17 protein-coding genes and 1 pseudogene are annotated in these 18,354 nt (G+C 51.6%); 8 read left to right on the top strand and 10 right to left on the bottom strand.

Translation table 11 applies throughout. From position 1 onward, the window contains the following. Positions 1 to 11 precede the first annotated feature (11 nt). The 3 genes from minE to minC all read right to left on the bottom strand — a co-directional run bounded on the left by minE (position 12) and on the right by minC (position 1,919). Positions 12 to 281, bottom strand: a complete 270-nt coding sequence (minE, locus tag ACP3TC_RS09105; protein WP_052900115.1) for a cell division topological specificity factor MinE — start codon at positions 279 to 281, stop codon at positions 12 to 14. A 3-nt stretch (positions 282 to 284) separates the two neighbouring features. After that, positions 285 to 1,097, bottom strand: coding sequence for a septum site-determining protein MinD (gene minD / locus ACP3TC_RS09110; RefSeq protein ID WP_052900116.1), 813 nt, complete (start codon positions 1,095 to 1,097; stop codon positions 285 to 287). A gap of 120 nt (positions 1,098 to 1,217) precedes the next feature. Next, complete coding sequence (gene minC, locus ACP3TC_RS09115; RefSeq protein ID WP_313852246.1) at positions 1,218 to 1,919, bottom strand: septum site-determining protein MinC; 702 nt, start codon at positions 1,917 to 1,919, stop codon at positions 1,218 to 1,220. Between the two features lie 160 nt (positions 1,920 to 2,079). On the opposite strand from minC, the gene ACP3TC_RS09120 reads away from it, so the two are divergent. The 4 genes and pseudogenes from ACP3TC_RS09120 to ACP3TC_RS09135 all read left to right on the top strand — a co-directional run bounded on the left by ACP3TC_RS09120 (position 2,080) and on the right by ACP3TC_RS09135 (position 4,774). Next, entirely contained in the window at positions 2,080 to 2,349 is a 270-nt protein-coding gene (locus tag ACP3TC_RS09120; protein ID WP_313852245.1) for a YcgL domain-containing protein, read from the top strand. A gap of 95 nt (positions 2,350 to 2,444) precedes the next feature. Continuing rightward, positions 2,445 to 3,533 (top strand): annotated as a pseudogene (locus tag ACP3TC_RS09125) (lytic murein transglycosylase). A 66-nt stretch (positions 3,534 to 3,599) separates the two neighbouring features. Further along, complete coding sequence (locus ACP3TC_RS09130) at positions 3,600 to 4,259, top strand: fumarylacetoacetate hydrolase family protein (protein ID WP_426818259.1); 660 nt, start codon at positions 3,600 to 3,602, stop codon at positions 4,257 to 4,259. A 62-nt stretch (positions 4,260 to 4,321) separates the two neighbouring features. Next, on the top strand, positions 4,322 to 4,774 hold the full coding sequence (locus ACP3TC_RS09135) for a cysteine cluster protein YcgN (RefSeq protein WP_426818063.1): 453 nt from the start codon (positions 4,322 to 4,324) through the stop codon (positions 4,772 to 4,774). A gap of 33 nt (positions 4,775 to 4,807) precedes the next feature. On the opposite strand, the gene dsbB is transcribed toward ACP3TC_RS09135, so the two are convergent. Both dsbB and nhaB read right to left on the bottom strand, forming a co-directional pair. Further along, complete coding sequence (gene dsbB, locus ACP3TC_RS09140) at positions 4,808 to 5,338, bottom strand: disulfide bond formation protein DsbB (protein ID WP_313852241.1); 531 nt, start codon at positions 5,336 to 5,338, stop codon at positions 4,808 to 4,810. A 122-nt stretch (positions 5,339 to 5,460) separates the two neighbouring features. Then, complete coding sequence (gene nhaB / locus ACP3TC_RS09145) at positions 5,461 to 7,011, bottom strand: Na(+)/H(+) antiporter NhaB (RefSeq protein WP_313852240.1); 1,551 nt, start codon at positions 7,009 to 7,011, stop codon at positions 5,461 to 5,463. A gap of 214 nt (positions 7,012 to 7,225) precedes the next feature. Between nhaB and fadR the strand changes: the two genes are divergently transcribed. Continuing rightward, positions 7,226 to 7,945, top strand: coding sequence for a fatty acid metabolism transcriptional regulator FadR (fadR, locus tag ACP3TC_RS09150; protein ID WP_426818064.1), 720 nt, complete (start codon positions 7,226 to 7,228; stop codon positions 7,943 to 7,945). A 51-nt stretch (positions 7,946 to 7,996) separates the two neighbouring features. Here the strand turns inward: fadR and ACP3TC_RS09155 are convergent, their stop codons facing one another. After that, complete coding sequence (locus ACP3TC_RS09155; RefSeq protein WP_426818065.1) at positions 7,997 to 9,532, bottom strand: SpoVR family protein; 1,536 nt, start codon at positions 9,530 to 9,532, stop codon at positions 7,997 to 7,999. Positions 9,533 to 10,063: 531 nt separating this feature from the next. Between ACP3TC_RS09155 and ACP3TC_RS09160 the strand changes: the two genes are divergently transcribed. Both ACP3TC_RS09160 and dadX read left to right on the top strand, forming a co-directional pair. Continuing rightward, on the top strand, positions 10,064 to 11,368 hold the full coding sequence (locus tag ACP3TC_RS09160; RefSeq protein ID WP_313852236.1) for a D-amino acid dehydrogenase: 1,305 nt from the start codon (positions 10,064 to 10,066) through the stop codon (positions 11,366 to 11,368). A gap of 18 nt (positions 11,369 to 11,386) precedes the next feature. Continuing rightward, positions 11,387 to 12,457, top strand: a complete 1,071-nt coding sequence (dadX, locus tag ACP3TC_RS09165) for a catabolic alanine racemase DadX (protein WP_313852235.1) — start codon at positions 11,387 to 11,389, stop codon at positions 12,455 to 12,457. Between the two features lie 3 nt (positions 12,458 to 12,460). Here dadX and ACP3TC_RS09170 read toward each other — a convergent pair whose 3' ends face one another. The 4 genes from ACP3TC_RS09170 to ACP3TC_RS09185 form a co-directional block, all read right to left on the bottom strand. Then, on the bottom strand, positions 12,461 to 13,651 hold the full coding sequence (locus ACP3TC_RS09170; protein ID WP_313852234.1) for a multidrug effflux MFS transporter: 1,191 nt from the start codon (positions 13,649 to 13,651) through the stop codon (positions 12,461 to 12,463). Between the two features lie 154 nt (positions 13,652 to 13,805). Then, positions 13,806 to 14,492: a sugar transferase gene (locus tag ACP3TC_RS09175; RefSeq protein ID WP_426818066.1), complete on the bottom strand. Its 687-nt coding sequence runs from the start codon at positions 14,490 to 14,492 to the stop codon at positions 13,806 to 13,808. 364 nt (positions 14,493 to 14,856) lie between these two features. Further along, positions 14,857 to 15,090, bottom strand: a complete 234-nt coding sequence (locus ACP3TC_RS09180) for a DUF1480 family protein (RefSeq protein ID WP_426818067.1) — start codon at positions 15,088 to 15,090, stop codon at positions 14,857 to 14,859. A 76-nt stretch (positions 15,091 to 15,166) separates the two neighbouring features. Next, positions 15,167 to 16,894 (bottom strand): potassium/proton antiporter, encoded by a 1,728-nt coding sequence (locus tag ACP3TC_RS09185; RefSeq protein ID WP_313852232.1) that lies wholly within the window; start codon positions 16,892 to 16,894, stop codon positions 15,167 to 15,169. 476 nt (positions 16,895 to 17,370) lie between these two features. Between ACP3TC_RS09185 and ACP3TC_RS09190 the strand changes: the two genes are divergently transcribed. After that, positions 17,371 to 18,315 carry an omptin family outer membrane protease gene (locus ACP3TC_RS09190; protein ID WP_426818260.1) on the top strand — a complete coding sequence of 315 codons (945 nt, stop codon included), beginning with the start codon at positions 17,371 to 17,373 and terminating at the stop codon, positions 18,313 to 18,315. Positions 18,316 to 18,354: the final 39 nt, after the last annotated feature.

Here is an 18,354-nt window from a genome sequence, read left to right on the forward strand (position 1 = left end):
GTAATGAAGAATCATTTCGTGGTTTCTTCCACTTCTGGCAGCGTAACGTTCAGCTCCAGAATCGAAATGTCATCTCCTTTTTGATCCAGCTGTACGGTTACCATCTCTGGATCTATTTTTACATACTTGCAGATCACTTCCAGTATGTCGCGCTTCAACTGCGGAAGATAGTGGGGCTCACTATCGCCCCTTCTACGTTCTGCCACGATGATTTGCAGCCGTTCCTTGGCTATATTAGCTGTGCTCTTTTTACGGGATAAAAAGAAATCGAGTAAGGCCATGGTTTATCCCCCGAACAGGCGTTTCAGGAAACCCTTCTTCTCTTCTTCAATGAAGCGGAAGGGGCGTTCTTCGCCGAGTAAACGATCAACGGTATCGGCATAGGCTTTGCCAGCATCGGACTCGCTATCAAGAATTACCGGCTCGCCCTGGTTGGACGCGCGCAGTACTGATTGATCTTCCGGAATTACGCCAGCCAGTGGAATGCGCAGAATCTCCAGCACATCTTCCATGCTCAGCATGTCGCCACGGTTTACGCGGCCTGGGTTGTAGCGGGTTAGCAGCAGATGTTCTTTGATCGGATCCTGACCATTTTCTGCGCGGCGTGATTTTGAGGCGATAATGCCTAAAATACGGTCGGAGTCACGTACTGAAGAGACTTCCGGGTTTGTGGTAATGATCGCTTCATCAGCGAAGTACAGTGCCATCAGCGCACCGGTTTCAATACCTGCCGGTGAGTCACAGACCACAAAATCAAACTCCATCGTGCCCAAATCGTTCAGCACTTTTTCCACGCCTTCGCGCGTCAGGGCGTCTTTATCACGGGTCTGAGAAGCCGGAAGAATAAACAGGTTCTCGGTGCGCTTATCTTTAATCAACGCCTGGTTCAGCGTGGCATCACCCTGAATGACGTTGACGAAATCATATACCACACGGCGCTCGCAACCCATAATCAGGTCAAGGTTACGCAGACCGATATCGAAATCGATCACCACCGTTTTTTTGCCTTTCTGCGCCAGGCCTGTAGCGATGGCTGCGCTTGACGTGGTCTTACCAACGCCCCCTTTACCCGATGTAACTACAATAATGCGTGCCATATTGATTAATTCCTTAAAAAAGGGGCTGTGGCTATTCCAACAGGCTATTTTACTGGTCATGCAGCGGCAGGCATTAGCCCGCCAACATTATGTGCGAATGACGCTGTAAATCAGGCCCGACTAATTCAATGTCTGAATGGTCAACGCGCCATCTTTCAGGCTCAGGCGCGAAGCTTTTCCAAAAAACTCAGCAGGAATCTGGTCCATAATCCAGTATTCACCAGCAATCGACACCAATTCAGCTGACAGGTTAGTACAAAAAATCTGGCAATCACGATCGCCACTGGCTCCGGCAAGCGCACGACCACGCATCATACCGTAGATATGAATATTGCCATCAGCAACCAGTTCGGCACCGGCGCTGACGCTGTTGGTGACGATCAGGTCAGCGTTACGTGCATAAATCTGCTGGCCGGAGCGCACCGGCGTATTGACCACGCGCGTTTTCAGCACCGTACTTTCAGCGGGCGTAGCGGCTTCAATTACCGCAGCAGGCTCCGCCGGACGTTTCTGCTCTTTACCTTCGGCCAGCACCGGCAGACCCGCACGGGCAATCATTCGTTTCAGGTTTTCATCTTTGCAACCACTGACACCAACGATTCGTAAACCGGTTGAGATCACCGCTTGCTGCATCTGTTTCCAGTTAACATCACCAGACAGGGTCGCGACATTGAGAACCACTGGCGCGTTTTTCAGGAAGGCGGGAGCCTGGTCAATTTTGTCCTGAAGCGCCTGGCGAACCACCTCGGGTTGAGAGTGGTGTAAGTGAACTACAGACAGCGTAAAACTACTGCCTTTTAACTCGATTGGCGTTTGCGACATCTGTGCTGACTCAGTCCTGTTATGTCTGTACCCGACTCAATTATGCTTAATTTTGCAATTGGCTAATCATGTCGACACATTATTCCGAAGTACTGCAAGCATGTTATAGTTACTGCTATATTCAGGCAAGTGACCATCCCGGTTAATTCGAGTAAAAAATATGTTTTGTGTGATCTACAGAAGCCCGCAGCGCGACCAGACTTATCTGTACGTTGAAAAAAAAGACGATTTCTCCCGCGTTCCTGAAGAGCTGTTGAAAGGTTTTGGTAAACCACAGCTTTCCATGCTGCTGCCGCTTGACGGCAGTAAAAAACTGGTTAATGCCGATCTGACCAAAGTGAAGGCGGCACTGGAAGAGCAGGGCTATTATTTGCAGCTGCCCCCGCCACTGGAAAGTCTGCTTAAGATGCATCTGGAAAATAGTAATTAAGCGGAATTAAGAATCATCTGTAAATATCTCCGTCGCATTCCTTAAATTGAGGTTTAAATTGCGGCGGATAAACCCGATAAATAAAGGATGCCCGCATGAAGCTGACAGCCATGAGTGCGCTAACCCTGTCGATTTTACTCAGCGGATGTGCCAGTAATAACAGCGCCGCAACGACTCCTGCTGCATCGCAGCCTGCTCCTGCTGCCGCCTCCGCGCAAAACGGTGGATTTCTGAAGCCGGGAAACGGCAAAACCACACTGGCCACCGAAGGGCGCAATCCCGCTGAGTTTCCTGCTTATGTGGAACAGCTGAAGGCGAAGGCGCGTGCGCAGGGCATCAGCGACAGTACACTGCAAAGCGCCTTTACCGACGTGCACTTTGTTGATCGGGTTATTCAGTCAGACCGTAATCAATTAGAAAAGAAAGTGACGCTGGATGATTATCTTGCGCGGACATTACCGGCTTGGAAAATTAAGCAGGCGAAGGAAAACTTTCAGCGCTACCAGCAAGATTTAGCGCCAATCAGCAAGAAATATGGCGTACCGGCGCAATATATTGTCGCGCTATGGGCGATGGAGAGTAGTTTTGGCAAAATCCAGGGTAAGGAAGATGTGATTTCCGCGCTGGCGACGCTGGCTTTTGAAGGCCGGCGTGAAGCTTTCTTCACTAAAGAACTGATTGCGGCGCTGAATATCATTCAGCAGCAGCATATCGCCGCCAGTGAGATGAAAGGTTCCTGGGCCGGAGCCATGGGGCAGAATCAGTTTATGCCAAGTTCTTTCCTGCGTTACGGCGCTGACGGCGACGGCGATGGCAAAATCGACATCTGGAACAATACCGACGATGTGTTTGCTTCAACCGCTAATTATCTGGCGCAAGAGGGCTGGCGCGCTGGCGAAGGTTAGGGGCGCGAAGTGGTGCTGCCGGTTGATTTTGTGCAAGAGCAGGCGGGCCTGAAACAGCAGCAGGCGAAAAGCGTCGGCGAGTGGCAAAAGCTGGGGATACGCATGACGAACAGCGTATCGCTGCCGGACACCTCGCAGCGCGCCTGGATCATTCTTCCCGATGATATGGAAGGGCGGGCATTTATGGTTTATGACAATTTCCGCACCATCATGCACTGGAATCGCTCTTATTATTTCGCTATCAGCATCGGTAAAATGGCTGACGCGATCGCAGAGTAAGCTATGACAGGATTAACGCCGGCAGTCAGGCTGGCGTTGCCAATCACTCACAAGCAGGGGAAAAGCATGTATCAGCATCGTAACTGGCAAGGCGCACTGTTAGATTTTCCGGTCAGCAAAGTGGTTTGTGTCGGCAGTAATTATGCCAAACACATTAAAGAGATGGGCAGCGCGACGCCGACCGAGCCGGTAATTTTTATTAAACCTGAAACGGCAATATGCGATCTGCGCCAGCCTATTGCCATCCCGCAAGAGTTTGGTTCAGTCCATCACGAAATTGAGCTGGCGGTTTTGATTGGCTCCACGCTGAAACACGCCTCGGAAGAGCATGTGGCAAAAGCGATTGCCGGTTACGGTATCGCCCTCGACCTGACATTGCGAGATGTACAGTCTGAGCTGAAAAAAGCCGGTCAGCCGTGGGAAAAAGCCAAAGGCTTTGATAACTCCTGCCCGCTGTCCGGTTTTATCGCCGCCAGCGAGTTTGCCGCTGATCCACAGAATACCGAGCTGAAACTGCTGGTGAACGGAGAAGTCCGGCAGCACGGCAGCACCTCTGATATGATCACTAAAATTCTGCCGCTGATTGCCTATATGAGCCGCTACTTTACCCTGCGCGCCGGCGATGTGGTGATCACCGGCACCCCGGAAGGCATTGGCCCGATGGCTTCGGGTGATAAGCTTGAGCTGTCGCTTGGTGGGCACGGTATTGCGACGCGGGTGCTGTAACAGTTGCATCTGCCGCCTGAACCCTTTATAAGGTGCGGGTTTTCACTAATCAGGACACAACGATGACAGAGACTCAAATCCCTTTCTGGCAACAGAAGTCGCTGGAGCAAATGACCGATGAGGAATGGGAATCCTTATGTGATGGTTGTGGCCAGTGTTGTCTGAATAAGTTGCAGGATGAAGATACCGATGAAATTTATTTCACCAATGTCGCCTGCGATCAACTCAATATTAAGACCTGCCGCTGTCGCAATTATGAGCGCCGCTTCGAATTTGAAGAGGACTGCATCAAGCTGACCCGTGACAATCTGCCGACCTTCTCCTGGTTACCGCCAAGCTGTGCTTACCGTTTGCTGGCCGAGGGAAAGGGATTACCCGTGTGGCATCCACTGCGCTGCGGATCTAAAGCGGCAATGCATGCTGAACGTATTTCAGTGCGGCATATTGCGGTGCGCGAAAGTGAAGTGGTGGACTGGGAAGATCACATCATGAATCGCCCGAGCTGGGCAAAATAGTTAACGGGCCGTCAGGCCCGTTTTGCTGTCTGTTTAGCGTGAGAACAGGTCGCGGCGCTTAGGTTTAAACGGCTGGGCAATCAGCACCAGAACGCCAACCGCCAGATATGCGGCAAACAATACCAACATCCATTGCGGCATGCTGAAAGTCAGAAAAGACCATGACTTTTCCATGCAGTCGCCGCTGGCAACAAACACGGAGGGCAGCCATTTATCCAGTGGCAGCCAGGTTGGGAAACGTGCAGCAAAGTCACAGGTGACAAAGGGACTCGGGTGTAGCTGAATCATAGTGTGCTCGTAAGAGAGGCGTACACCTTCCCATGCGCTGTAGATCCACAGGGCAATCCCGGCAAAGCGCAACGGGCTCTTGGGGGCAATTGCGCCAAGGATCCCTGCGGCTATCACCCCTAATAAAGCAAAACGCTGATAAATACACATCACACAGGGTTTCAGCCCCATGCCATACTGGAAGTAGAGCGCTACCATTTCCAGTGCGAAAGCGGTAAAAGCCAATAGTAACCAGGCACCACGTCCTCTGGAGCATTGATTTAAAAATCGCAACATAGTCTTTCCATGCAATAAACCTTGATAGCGCAGTGTAAACCAAAAGCGATGCGCTGCCAGCCTCGACAGCGAAAAATTAATCGGATAACTGACTTAAAATAAACAATTATTAACTAATGCTTTTACAACCCGGCAGAATTGATCCAGCCGTGTTGCAATAACCAGCCGGTCATCGGTTGCAGGGTAAATTCAATACACAGCAGTCCCACCACCGACAGCACCACGGTGAACGGCAGTGCCATCCACACCATACGGCCATAAGACAAGCGAATCAGAGGCGCCAGCGCTGAGGTGAGCAGGAAAAGAAACGCCGCCTGACCATTAGGGGTGGCGACCGACGGCAGGTTAGTACCGGTATTGGTGGCAACGGCTAACAGCTCGAATTGCTGCACCCCGATCGCTCCGCTGGTTAAGGCATTTTTCGCTTCATTGATATACACCGAGCCAACAAAGACGTTATCGGAGATGGAAGAGAGCAGGCCGTTGAAAACGTAGAACCACGTCAGTTGTGAACCGGGTTCAGCTTGCAGTACAAAATGGATGAGAGGGCTGAAGAGCTGCTGTTCAACAATCACCGCGACGATGGCGAAGAATACCGCCAGCAGCGCGGTAAACGGCAGTGCTTCAGTAAAGGCTTTACCAATCACGTGTTCATCCGTGACGCCGCACAGCGAGCTGGCGAGGATAATCACCGACAGGCCAATTAATCCGACTTCTGCCAGATGGAAAGCCAGTGCGATGATTAACCAGATACCAATAGCAGCCTGCACCCACAGGCGTACGCTTTCCTGACGGGTGCGTTTTGCCGCCGACTGGCGATCGTAATCTTGCAGGATTTCACGCACTTTCCCCGGCAACGGTTCGCCATAGCCAAAGATTTTAAAACGTTCAACCACTACGCTGGTGATAATGCCGCATATCAGCACTGGCACGGTGACCGGCGCCATGCGCAAAAAGAATTCGCTGAAGTTCCAGCCGGCCGCTTTGGCTATGATCAGATTTTGCGGCTCGCCGACCATGGTCATTACGCCACCCAGTGCGGTGCCGACGCCAGTCTGCATCATCAGGCTGCGCAGGAAAGCACGAAACTTTTCCAGCATCAGCCGTTGATCGGCGTCTTCAATATCGCTGTCATCATGGTTCAGCTGATCGCTGCCATTCGACACTACACGATGATAAATGCCGTAAAAACCCATCGCCACGCTGATAACCACCGCCACAACCGTCAGGGCATCAAGAAACGCAGAGAGAAAAGCGGCGGCGAGGCAAAATGCCAGCCCGATGCGCACTTTCGACTGGATGTTCAGCAACATTTTGGTAAACAGCGTCAGCAGCAGCTGCTTCATAAACCAGATACCCGCCACCATAAAGATCAGCAGCAGCAGCACTTCAAGATTCGCCGCCAGCTCTGCTTTTACCTGTTCGGGGCTGGCCATGCCAATAGCAATTGCTTCCAGCGCCAGCAGGCCGCCGGGCAACAGCGGATAGCATTTAAGCGCCATCGCCAGGGTGAAAATAAACTCTGCCACCAGCAGCCAGCCTGCCAGGAAGGGGCTAATAAAAAAGAACAGCAGTGGATTAATAATCAGAAAAGCCAGCAGTGTCAGTTTGTACCACTCTGGCGATTGCCCAAGAAAGTTGCGAGTCATCGCGCGCGTGACAGAGATATCCATCGTTAACCGTATCCTCGTTTTTATTATGCAGTCGCAATGTAAGGAAGGGTAAAGCGCATCCTGCACGCAGGCAATATGATTATGCTACAGATAATTTTCCGAATTTCTCACCGCGATCGCTTTTTACCGTCTTGTCAGGCTATGTCATGCCTGGGGGCTCTGGTATGATGAGCTGAATTTTTTGCAGTATATGAGAGCCACGAGAACAAACGCTATGGTCATTAAGGCGCAAAGCCCAGCGGGTTTCGCTGAAGAGTATATTATTGAGAGCATCTGGAATAGCCGTTTTCCACCTGGTTCCATTTTACCCGCAGAACGCGAGCTTTCTGAATTAATTGGCGTCACTCGCACCACGTTGCGCGAAGTGTTGCAGCGCCTTGCGCGAGACGGCTGGTTAACCATTCAGCATGGTAAACCGACGCGGGTGAATAATTTCTGGGAAACATCCGGGCTGAATATCCTCGAAACGCTGGCACGTCTCGATCATGATAGCGTCCCGCAGCTGATTGATAATCTTCTGTCAGTGCGCACCAATATTTCCTCAATCTTTATTCGCCGTGCGATTCGTCATCATGCGGAAAAAGCGCAGGAAGTGCTGGAAACGGCTAATCACGTCGAAGACCATGCCGAGGCTTATACCGAGCTGGATTACAATATTTTCCGCGGGCTGGCATTCGCTTCCGGCAATCCGATTTATGGTCTGATTCTTAACGGGCTGAAAGGGCTGTATACCCGCGTTGGGCGTTATTACTTCTCAAATCCTGAAGCACGCAAGCTGGCGCAGAACTTTTACCAGCAGCTGATGACTATCAGTCAGAATCAGCAGTTTGACGCGATTGTTGATGCGGTACGTGACTATGGCCGTCAAAGTGGTGATATCTGGCACAGCATGCAGAAAACCATGCCTGCCGATCTTGCGCATCAGCGTCGATAATATTCCCGCGCTAATACCGGCGGCGTTGTCGCAGCCGGTATTAACGACCCTTTATAACGCCGAAGGTCGCGGCGGGCAGCGGTCGAGGATCTCGGTGCTGCCATCCTCATTCTGCTGTTCAAGATGCACGTCGAAGCCCCACAGCCGGTGCACATGCTTCAGCACATCGCGGCGGCTTTTATCCAGCGGCGCGCGATCCTGCGGCACATAGCGTAACGTCAATGAGCGGTCACCGCGCAGGTCGACATTATAGACCTGAATATTGGGTTCCAGATTGCTCAGATTATATTGAGCGGAAAGCTGCTGGCGAATGGCGCGATAACCGGCTTCGTCATGAATTGCCGCAATCTCCAGATAGTTATTGCGATCGTCATCCAGCACCGTAAACAGCCGAAAATCGCGCATCACCTTCGGTGAAAGAAACTGGCTGATAAAGCTCTCGTCCTTAAATTCACGCATGGCAAAATGCAACGTTTCCAGCCAGTCTTTTCCGGCGATATCCGGGAACCAGTAGCGATCTTCTTCCGTGGGTGACTGACAGATACGTTTAATATCCTGGAACATAGCAAAGCCGAGCGCATACGGATTGATTCCGCTGTACCACTGGCTGTTATACGGCGGCTGATAAACCACGTTAGTATGGCTGTGCAGAAATTCCAGCATAAAGCGTTCGGAAACTTTACCTTCGTCGTACAGATGATTCAGTATGGTGTAGTGCCAGAACGTGGCCCATCCCTCGTTCATCACCTGGGTCTGCTTCTGCGGATAAAAGTACTGGCTGACCTTGCGCACGATACGCAGCACTTCGCGCTGCCATGACTCCAGCAAGGGCGCATTCTTTTCCATAAAGTACAGCAGGTTTTCCTGCGGCTCAGAAGGGTAGCGCGCGGCCTCGGTATGGACTTCCTCTTTCTCACGACGCGGCAGCGTACGCCACAGCGTATTCACCTGACTCTGCAGATACTCTTCACGACTTTTCTGACGCGCTTTCTCTTCCTGTAGCGAAATTTTTTGTGGGCGTTTATAGCGATCCACACCGTAATTCATCAGTGCGTGACAGGAGTCGAGCAGCCGCTCGACCTCTTCAACGCCGTAGCGTTCTTCACATTTGGCAATATAGGTACGGGCAAACAGCAGATAATCGACAATCGAGCTGGCATCGGTCCAGCTGCGAAACAGATAGTTATTCTTGAAAAAAGAGTTATGACCATAACAGGCATGCGCCATCACCAGCGCCTGCATGGTAATGGTGTTCTCTTCCATCAGATAGGCGATACAGGGGTTGGAGTTGATCACAATTTCATACGCCAGACCCTGCTGACCATGTTTGTAGCGCTGCTCGGTTTCAATAAACTTTTTACCGAACGACCAGTGTGCATAGTTAATCGGCATGCCAACACTGGAGTAAGCGTCCATCATCTGTTCGGACGTGATAACTTCAATCTGGTGCGGATAGGTGTCCAGCCGGTAGAGTTTTGCTACCCGATCGATCTCTGCCAGGTAGACATCAAGCAGTTCAAAGGTCCAGTCGGGTCCGTCACTGATTCTTTTGTTGTGCCTGATAGCATCGTCAAAAATAGTCGTCATAGCGCACCCCTCTTATGAGAATTGGCTTCCAGTCTCAACCTGCTGCTGAGGCTAAAATAACCATTCATAGTGACCTGAGTTTTCTCTGTTTTTCTTCCGACAAAGAAACCCCGAAAATCTGAGCGAATACTTCAATGATAGTTCACTGTCTCCCATCCGAAACAGGAAAACAAATGAAATATTTGGCAGAAAATAGAGTCGGTCAGTGAAAAGAACATTCAAATATTGAAAGATGCGAATATGGTCAATATTTTTAGAATAATATTCTGTTTATAAGATTTTTGTATCATCGATTTTTTTCTGCTGACAGATGTCGAAAAACTCAATAACAGCATAACTTGCTACTGCAAAGGGGCAGAAACTGAGATTTTATTCCGAATTTTGCTGCGTTAGTGTTTTTTGCTTACCACTCAGGTAAAAAAGATGTGAAATAGTTCACCGCGTTGGCTGCTGATTTTCGTTAGTATCATCATCTGAAGCCAGGCTGTATAAACAGTATATTATTCTTTTACTAACTGCCGTGGAGTGGTTATGCGAGTTGTCATTCTTGGAAGTGGGGTGGTTGGAGTAGCCAGTGCCTGGTATCTGGCGCAGGCGGGCCATCAGGTGACGGTTATCGATCGCCAGCCCGGACCGGCACTGGAAACCAGCGCCGCTAACGCCGGTCAGATTTCTCCGGGTTATGCTGCCCCCTGGGCAGCGCCGGGCGTGCCGCTAAAAGCGGTGAAGTGGATGTTTCAGCGCCATGCGCCGCTGGCAATCCGTCTTGACGGCAGCAGCTTCCAGCTGCAGTGGATGTGGCAAATGTTGCGTAACTGCGACATGCGTCACTATCAGCAGAACAAAAGCCGCATGGTGCGGATTGCGGAGTACAGCCGTGACTGCCTGAAGCTGCTGCGCGAGCAGACCGGAATCGCCTATGAAGGGCGTCAGGGCGGTACGCTACAGCTGTTCCGTACCGAGCAGCAATACCAGAGCGCAGAGAAAGATATTGCCGTATTGCAGCAGGCTGGCGTGCCTTATCAACTGCTGGAAGCCAGCCAGCTGGCAACGGTAGAACCGGCACTGGCGGCGACCAGTCATAAACTGACCGGTGGTTTACGTTTGCCAAATGATGAAACCGGCGACTGCCAGCTCTTTACCCGGCGGCTGGCAGAAATGGCTGCCGCCGCAGGCGTCACTTTCCGTTTTGATACGCCGGTTGATCACCTGCTGCGTGATGGCCATGCAATTTATGGCGTTAAATGCGGTGATGAAGTGATCAAGGCCGATGCTTATGTGGTGGCATTCGGCTCCTATTCCACCGCGCTGCTGCATAATATTCTCGATATTCCGGTGTATCCGTTAAAAGGCTATTCGCTGACCATTCCCGTCAAAGATGAAGCGTGCGCACCGGTTTCAACCGTGCTGGACGAGAGCTACAAAGTGGCAATCACCCGTTTTGATCAGCGGATACGCGTCGGTGGCATGGCAGAAATTGTCGGCTACAACAATCAGTTGCTGCCGGCTCGCCGTGAGACGCTGGAAATGGTCGTCCGCGATCTTTATCCGCAGGGCGGCCATATTGAACAGGCCACCTTCTGGAGCGGGCTGCGCCCGATGACCCCAGACGGAACGCCAATCGTCGGGCGGACGCCGCTAAAAAATCTTTTCCTGAATACCGGTCACGGAACGCTCGGATGGACCATGGCGTGCGGATCCGGTCAGCTGCTTTCTGATATCATTTCTGGTAACACCCCGGATATCGCTGCCGACGATTTGTCAGTAATGCGCTATCTGCCGGGATTTACCCCATCAGCCAGCACACCATTACAAAGCGCTAACGTTTCGCGTTAAGGGTTACAAGGAGAGGTTATGTCACGTCCGATTGTCGCAACCATTCATACTGCCGCGTTGCGACAAAATCTGGCTATCGCTCGCCAGGCTGCAGCTGGCTCGCGCGTGTGGTCAGTGGTTAAAGCCAATGCCTATGGTCATGGTATCGATCGCGTCTGGCAAAGTTTGTCAGATACTGATGGTTTCGCGCTGCTTAATCTGGAAGAGGCGATCCTGCTGCGTGAGCGCGGCTGGAAGAAACCGATTCTGCTGCTGGAAGGATTTTTCCATCGCGATGAGCTGGAACTTATCGATCGCTACCGGCTGACGACCAGTGTCCACAGTAACTGGCAGATTAAGGCCATTGCTGAAGCGCAGCTGTCAGCGCCACTGGATATTTATGTCAAAATCAACAGTGGCATGAACCGGTTAGGCTTTCAGCCCGAAGTGGTGCATAACGTCTGGCAAAAGCTGCGCGCGTTGGACAACGTCGCGGAGATGACCTTAATGGCGCATTTTGCTGAGGCAGAGAAGCCGGACGGCATTATTGCGCCGATGCAGCGCGTTGAGCGGGCGGCTGAAGGGCTGAACTGCCGACGCTCGCTGGCCAACTCGGCGGCGACGATGTGGCATCCTGAAAGTCATTTTGACTGGGTGCGCCCCGGTATTATTTTGTATGGCGCATCGCCGAGCGGCCAGTGGCAGGATATTGCCGGCAGCGGTTTGCAACCGGCAATGAGCCTCAGCAGCGAAATTATCGGCATTCAGAATTTGCAGGCGGGTGATGGCGTCGGTTACGGCAGCCGATATCGGGCATCCGATGTGCAGCGTATTGGGGTGGTTGCCTGCGGTTATGCCGATGGCTATCCGCGTCATGCTCCGACCGGCACACCGGTGGTGGTGGATGGTGTGCGGACGCAGACGCTGGGCGCAGTGTCGATGGATATGATTATGGTCGATCTGACGCCATGTCAACAGGCTGGAATTGGCAGCAAAGTGGAACTGTGGGGCAACGCGGTGAAAATCGATGAGGTCGCCAGTGCTGCCGGCACCGTGGGCTATGAGCTGATGTGCGCGCTCGCCCCACGGGTACCGGTAGTGATGGGTTAATGATCAGAGCGCGGTGATTCGGCCGCGCACTGTTTTACTGCAACGCCATGCAATGAAACTTAATATCGCACCTGTCAGCATCATCAGCGCCAGCGCGCTTTTCTCACCCAGTGGTATCGACATCATCAGTAAGCCGGCTGATGAGCCGCCGGCCATCTGAATAAAGCCAGCCAGTGCTGAAGCGACTCCCGCCTGTTGCTGATAGGGTTCCAGTGCATAGCTGGTCGCCGGGCCAACGGTAAAGGCCAGGCCCGCGACCGATACCGCAACCGGTAGCATATACATCGCCCAGTTGGTCTGCCAGGCGTCGGGTAATAACACCACACCGCCGTACATCATCAGCGCACCGAGCAGCATTGCCAGGCTACCGATCGCCAGACATACCGGACGGCCAACCTTACGGATCATTTTATTCACCACAACGCTGACCAGCATAATCCAGAAGCCATTAGTTCCAAAGGCGATGGAGAATTGCAGCGCGCTGAGATGACCTTCGGTCATCAGCACCTGCGGTGCCAGTGAAACATAGGTCAGTACCATGCCCAGTGCACCAGCGTTAGCGAAGGCAAACGCCAAAAAACGCGGTTGTTTCAGAATTTGCCAGTATTGACGCAGCGGCAGGCCTTTTACCGGCTGGGTATCAGCAGGGCGGGTTTCTGGCAGGAAGAACACCACAATCACACCAATAAACAGCGCATAGCTGGTAAGGAACCAGAAGGGCGCACGCCAGCCAAAGGCATCGGCCAGAAAGCCACCGAGCATGGGTGCCAGAGCCGGAACAATATTCAGCGCGCCGTTAAGAAAACCATAAGCCCGCGCCGCCTCTTCGCCGTCCAGACGGTCACGCACGCCGCTGAATGCTACCACTGCGGTACAGCAGACCGCGATACCCTGAATCAGGCGAGCGCTAAGGAACATTGGCCAGTTGATTGCCATTGCACCGAGGATACTGCCAGCGATATACAGCAGCAGGCCAATAATCGCGATCGGCTTACGCCCGAAGTTATCAACCAGGGGACCGGCAACAATCTGACCCAGCCCCATCACCAGCAAAAACAGTGGAATGGTGGTCTGAATATTACTGACCGGGGTGTCTAAACCTTCGGCAATTTGTGGCAGAGTTGGCAGATAAAGATCGATGCCAAGAGGAGCCAGCAGAACCAGACTCAGCAGCAGCAGAGTGTATTTTTGCATATAAGAGGGCGCGCAATCCGATAAAAAACAAGCCGCACAGGGTAGAGCTAACGCAGCGAAAAGAAAAGGGAAAATTACAGAAAGGTGGGGAATAAGCAGTGATAGTAATGCGTATTGCAATAACGCGCATTACTATCACCGGGCCAGCGGTTGATCAGTGTGATTTACCACTCAATAGCTGCCCCGCAGCTTTGAACAGGATGCGGCTGTCCGACCACAACGTCCAGCTGTTGACGTACAATGCATCGTAATAGGCACGGGTGCTGTAATCTTTACCCTGACGCCCTTCAGCCTGCCACAATCCGGTGATCCCCGGCTTCGCCGCCAGGTAATAACCGGCGTGGGTGTTATAGCGTTCCAGCTCTACCGCCATCAGAGGACGCGGGCCCACCAGACTCATCTCACCGCGCAGTACATTCCACAGCTGCGGCAGTTTATCGAGGCTGGTGCTGCGCAGGAACTTGCCGTCAGCGGTGACGCGTGGATCCTGCTCCAGCTTAAAATCATCTTCCCAGTCCAGCTGCGCTTGCTCACTGGTGGCAAGTAATTGGGTCAGGCGCTCATCGGCATTGACGACCATGGTGCGGAACTTGTAGCAGGTAAAGGTTTTGCCATTCTGTCCCACGCGCTGGTGGCCATAAATGGCTTTACCGCCATCGCGCGATGCCATCCACCAGAGTATTAATAGCGCTGGCGTAAGGAACAGCAGCAGGAGTGAGGCGAAAACAACATCGAAAGCGCGTTTCATAAACTGTGAGGGGCGACGTGAAAAAAGGTGGCGACCACTCATCAACATCTCCTGCTGGTCGTATAGACGCCGCGTGCGGGAGATGGCTTTCATGTCTTCCATAGATAGTTGCTCTCTTATAACAAGTAGTGGGTTATCCTGAACGCGCGCCAGGTCCGGGCAACGAACGATATTTGTTAATAACCTATCTGCTTTTAGTATTCAGGGTGAGCAATGCTACACCAGCATAATTTAACCAGGAGTGATTTAACGCTTTAAGCTTTCTGGTAACGCGAACGATTATGCAGTACAAATTGGAATTAGTTAATAGGGCAATAGTCTGAAAATAAATAAAACTTATCTTAGAAAATACCGATTAAAGAATGTTCCGATAATTCAGGTTATTGAAATAATCACAGAAAATTTAATGTTTCAGAAAAATCGCTGCCGCATTAAACAACAGGCGGCAGCGAGAAGATCAGACAGGTTTTTTCAGAATCCAGTGGTTGAGTTGCTTATCATAATGCGCGAGATCAAGATCGACCGGATTGCCGTCAATCCACGCGGGAACGCTGGTTTCGGTATCCCAACCGTCCAGTTGGTAACTGAGACCGGGATTAGTGCTGCAGGGAATACTGATGGTATCGAGGTTTTCAGTATCCATTTCTGCATCAATAATCTCGTAGCGACCAATTTTGAGTACATGACCCATATTATTCTCCCTCCGGAAAGACGTGAACAGTAAGCGTAGTCGCTCCGCTTAGGAAATCGAGGTGTCTGCGCTCAGATTATTCCTTATCTTCAGCGACGCGTACGCCAATTTTAACGACCTGATTATCCAGCTTCTCTGCCACCGTCCACACCAGCGATTTCCATTCCACCTGATCGCCGACCACTGGCGCACCCCCAATCATGCCGAGAATTAAATGCCCCAGCGTTTGTTGATCGTCAATATCTTCATCCAGCTCAAGACCATATATCTGCGAGATATCGCGTAAGCGGGCATCAGCTTCGAGTATGAAATCACCAAAGAAGCGCTGATCAAGAGAGACCGGAGGCGACTGGCTGAACAGTTTGCCAAGTGCTGGCAGGTCCCGTTCACGACCAATCACACAGAGCACATCGCCCACTTTTAGCCGGGTGTTGCCCGTTGGATGCAGCAGCAGATTGTCACGAAATAGGGCGGCAATTCGTGTTTCACGCGGCATATGCAGATCGCGGAGCGCCGCGCCGACACACCACTTATCGGCGCTTAGCTGATAAACAAACTGTTCCCAGGGATTTTCCGGATGAATATCGAGGCCGACCCGGCTAATTGGTGCGCCGGTCGGCGGCACCACTACCCGCGCTTTACGTGCGGCGTAACCGAGAGAGGTGCCCTGTAGCATCAGTGACACCAGCACGACAAAGAAGGCAATATTAAAGAACAACCGGGCGTTTTCCAGCCCGGCCATCATCGGAAATACCGCCAGAATAATCGGTACCGCTCCGCGCAGGCCGACCCAACTGATAAAAAAGCGTTCGCGAATATTAAAGCCGCGAAACGGCATCAGGCCGATCAGAATCGACAGCGGACGCGCCACCAGAATCAGCCACAATGACAGGATCATCGCCGGCAGGGCGATATGCCACAGATCCGATGGCGTCACCAGCAGTCCAAGCACCAGGAACATGCCGATCTGACTGAGCCAGGCCATCCCGTCGAAAGTTTGCAGAATACCGTGGCGGTTACGGATAGGGCGGTTGCCGAGGACAAAACCGCACAGATAAACCGCCAGGATACCGCTGCCTTCCAGTACGGTGGTCAGGGCAAAGACCAGGATGCCGCCACTGAGCGCCAGCAGCGGGTAGAGACCGTGAGCGAGGGAAATGCGATTGATCAATTGCTGAACCGCCCAGCCACCGCCCAGTCCTAATACAATACCGAGGCCAAATTGCTGCACCAGATGCACCACAAACATCCAGCTCAGGCCGCTTTGCCCCTGCTGAATCATTTCGATCAGCGTGATAGTAAGAAATACCGCCATCGGGTCATTACTGCCGGATTCAATCTCCAGCGTCGCGCTGACGCGCTCATTCAGTCCCTTGCCGCCCAACAGCGAAAACACCGCTGCCGCATCGGTTGAGCCAATAATCGCTCCGACCAGAAAGCCCTGCATCAGATCGAGCTTAAACAGCCAGGCGGCTACCATGCCGGTTAAGCCCGCGGTAATCAGCACGCCAACGGTAGCCAGCGACAGGGCCGGTCCTAAAGCGACTTTAAATGAGCTGGCCTGGGTACGTACGCCGCCGTCCAGCAAGATTATCGCCAGCGCAAGGTTAGAGATCAGGTAAGCCGCAGGATAGTTATCAAAAGCAATGCCGCCGATACCGTCAATGCCGGCCAGCATACCGAGGGCGAGGAAGATCACCAGAATCGGGATGCCGAGCCGCGAGGAAAAGGAACTTAGCAGGATGCTTGATGCGACCAGCACGGAACCGATGATAAACAGACTATAGATCGCGCTGGCTTCCAATGGGCGGGTCTCCTGCAGTAGTGGGTATTTTTACAGTGTGTAAAAGGCCGTGGTAAATGTCAAAAGCAATTCTGAAGAATAAAATAGACGATGTTGGCATCGGGCAAATGACCGTCAGTGCGTTCATTTTACGGTTTAATTGACGGATTGATCGCTGGATCTCTGGCAAACTTGCCGCGATGGCGAGCTGAGTAGCAGCAAAGTGCAATCAAACCGGCATTCACAATTGTGGGAAGTAGGGTTGATGAGTAGATAAAGAAAGGACGTTAATAATTATATGAAATATATTACCGTGTGAATACTAACTCAAAAAAGCACGATTAATTATTGTGTAACCCCAATATCTTTCGGGTTATATCGTGCAGAATTTATATTAACCAAAGCTAAACGCCTTTTTATTAGTTATTGACGCGTTATCTTGTTTCGAAGATAAAGTAGCGAATAATTAACAATCTATTAATAAAGAGAGTGGGATGATGCGATACAAGCTTTTGGTTGTGACGCTTTCCGCGCCGGTGGCCTTTGCTGCGGTAGCTGACAGTGCTAAGGATATTTTTACGCCAGGCAACGTGAGTGGGGAAATAGGTTTAGGCACGCTGAGTGGTAAAACTAAAGAACGTGTTTATGAACCCGATGAAGGGGGTCGCAAGGTAAGCCAGCTTAACTGGAAATACAATAATGCGGCAATTTTTAAAGGCTCGCTGGACTGGGATGTAATGCCGTGGGTGTCGGTCGGCGCTTCAGGCTGGACCACTATTGCCAGCCGCGGTGGTTACATGGATGACACTGACTGGGTAGATGAAAATCAGGACGGCTGGACGGATCAAAGTAAGCATCCGAATACGCGCTTAAACTATGCCAATCAGTTCGATCTCAACGTTAAAGGATGGCTGTTAAACAAACCGACTTATCGTCTTGGCGTAATGGCGGGTTATCAGGAGAGCCGTTACAGCTTTAACTCTACCGGCGGTTCCTATAATTATACAGACGAGGACACGGGATTACCGGATATTGGGGATTTCCCGGCCGGTGCAACGGTAATCGGCTATAAGCAGCGCTTTAAAATGCCGTATATTGGCCTTGTCGGTGTCTATCGCTATGAGCGTTACGAATTCGGCGGTGCTGTTAAATACAGTGGATGGGTGCGCTCATCTGACAATGATGAGCACTATAATACCGGCACTACCTTTAAGTCGCAGGTTAATAACCAGAATTATTATTCTGTTGCTGCGAACGCCGGATATTATCTGACCCCCAACGCAAAGGTTTATGTAGAAGGGGTCTGGAACCGTATTACAAATAAGAAAGGCAATACAAGCATTAACAATTCCGCAGAGGGGATCAGCGAAAGCATTACGAATGCCAGCGGTATAGAAAACTATAATTTTATGACGACAGTTGGCCTGAAATACGCTTTCTGAGTTTGTCGGATAGATGGAAAACAGGGAAGCCGCTTTAGG

The sequence above is a fragment of the Winslowiella sp. 2C04 genome (genome assembly GCF_050037805.1).
Taxonomy (GTDB): Bacteria; Pseudomonadota; Gammaproteobacteria; order Enterobacterales; family Enterobacteriaceae; genus Erwinia; species Erwinia toletana_A.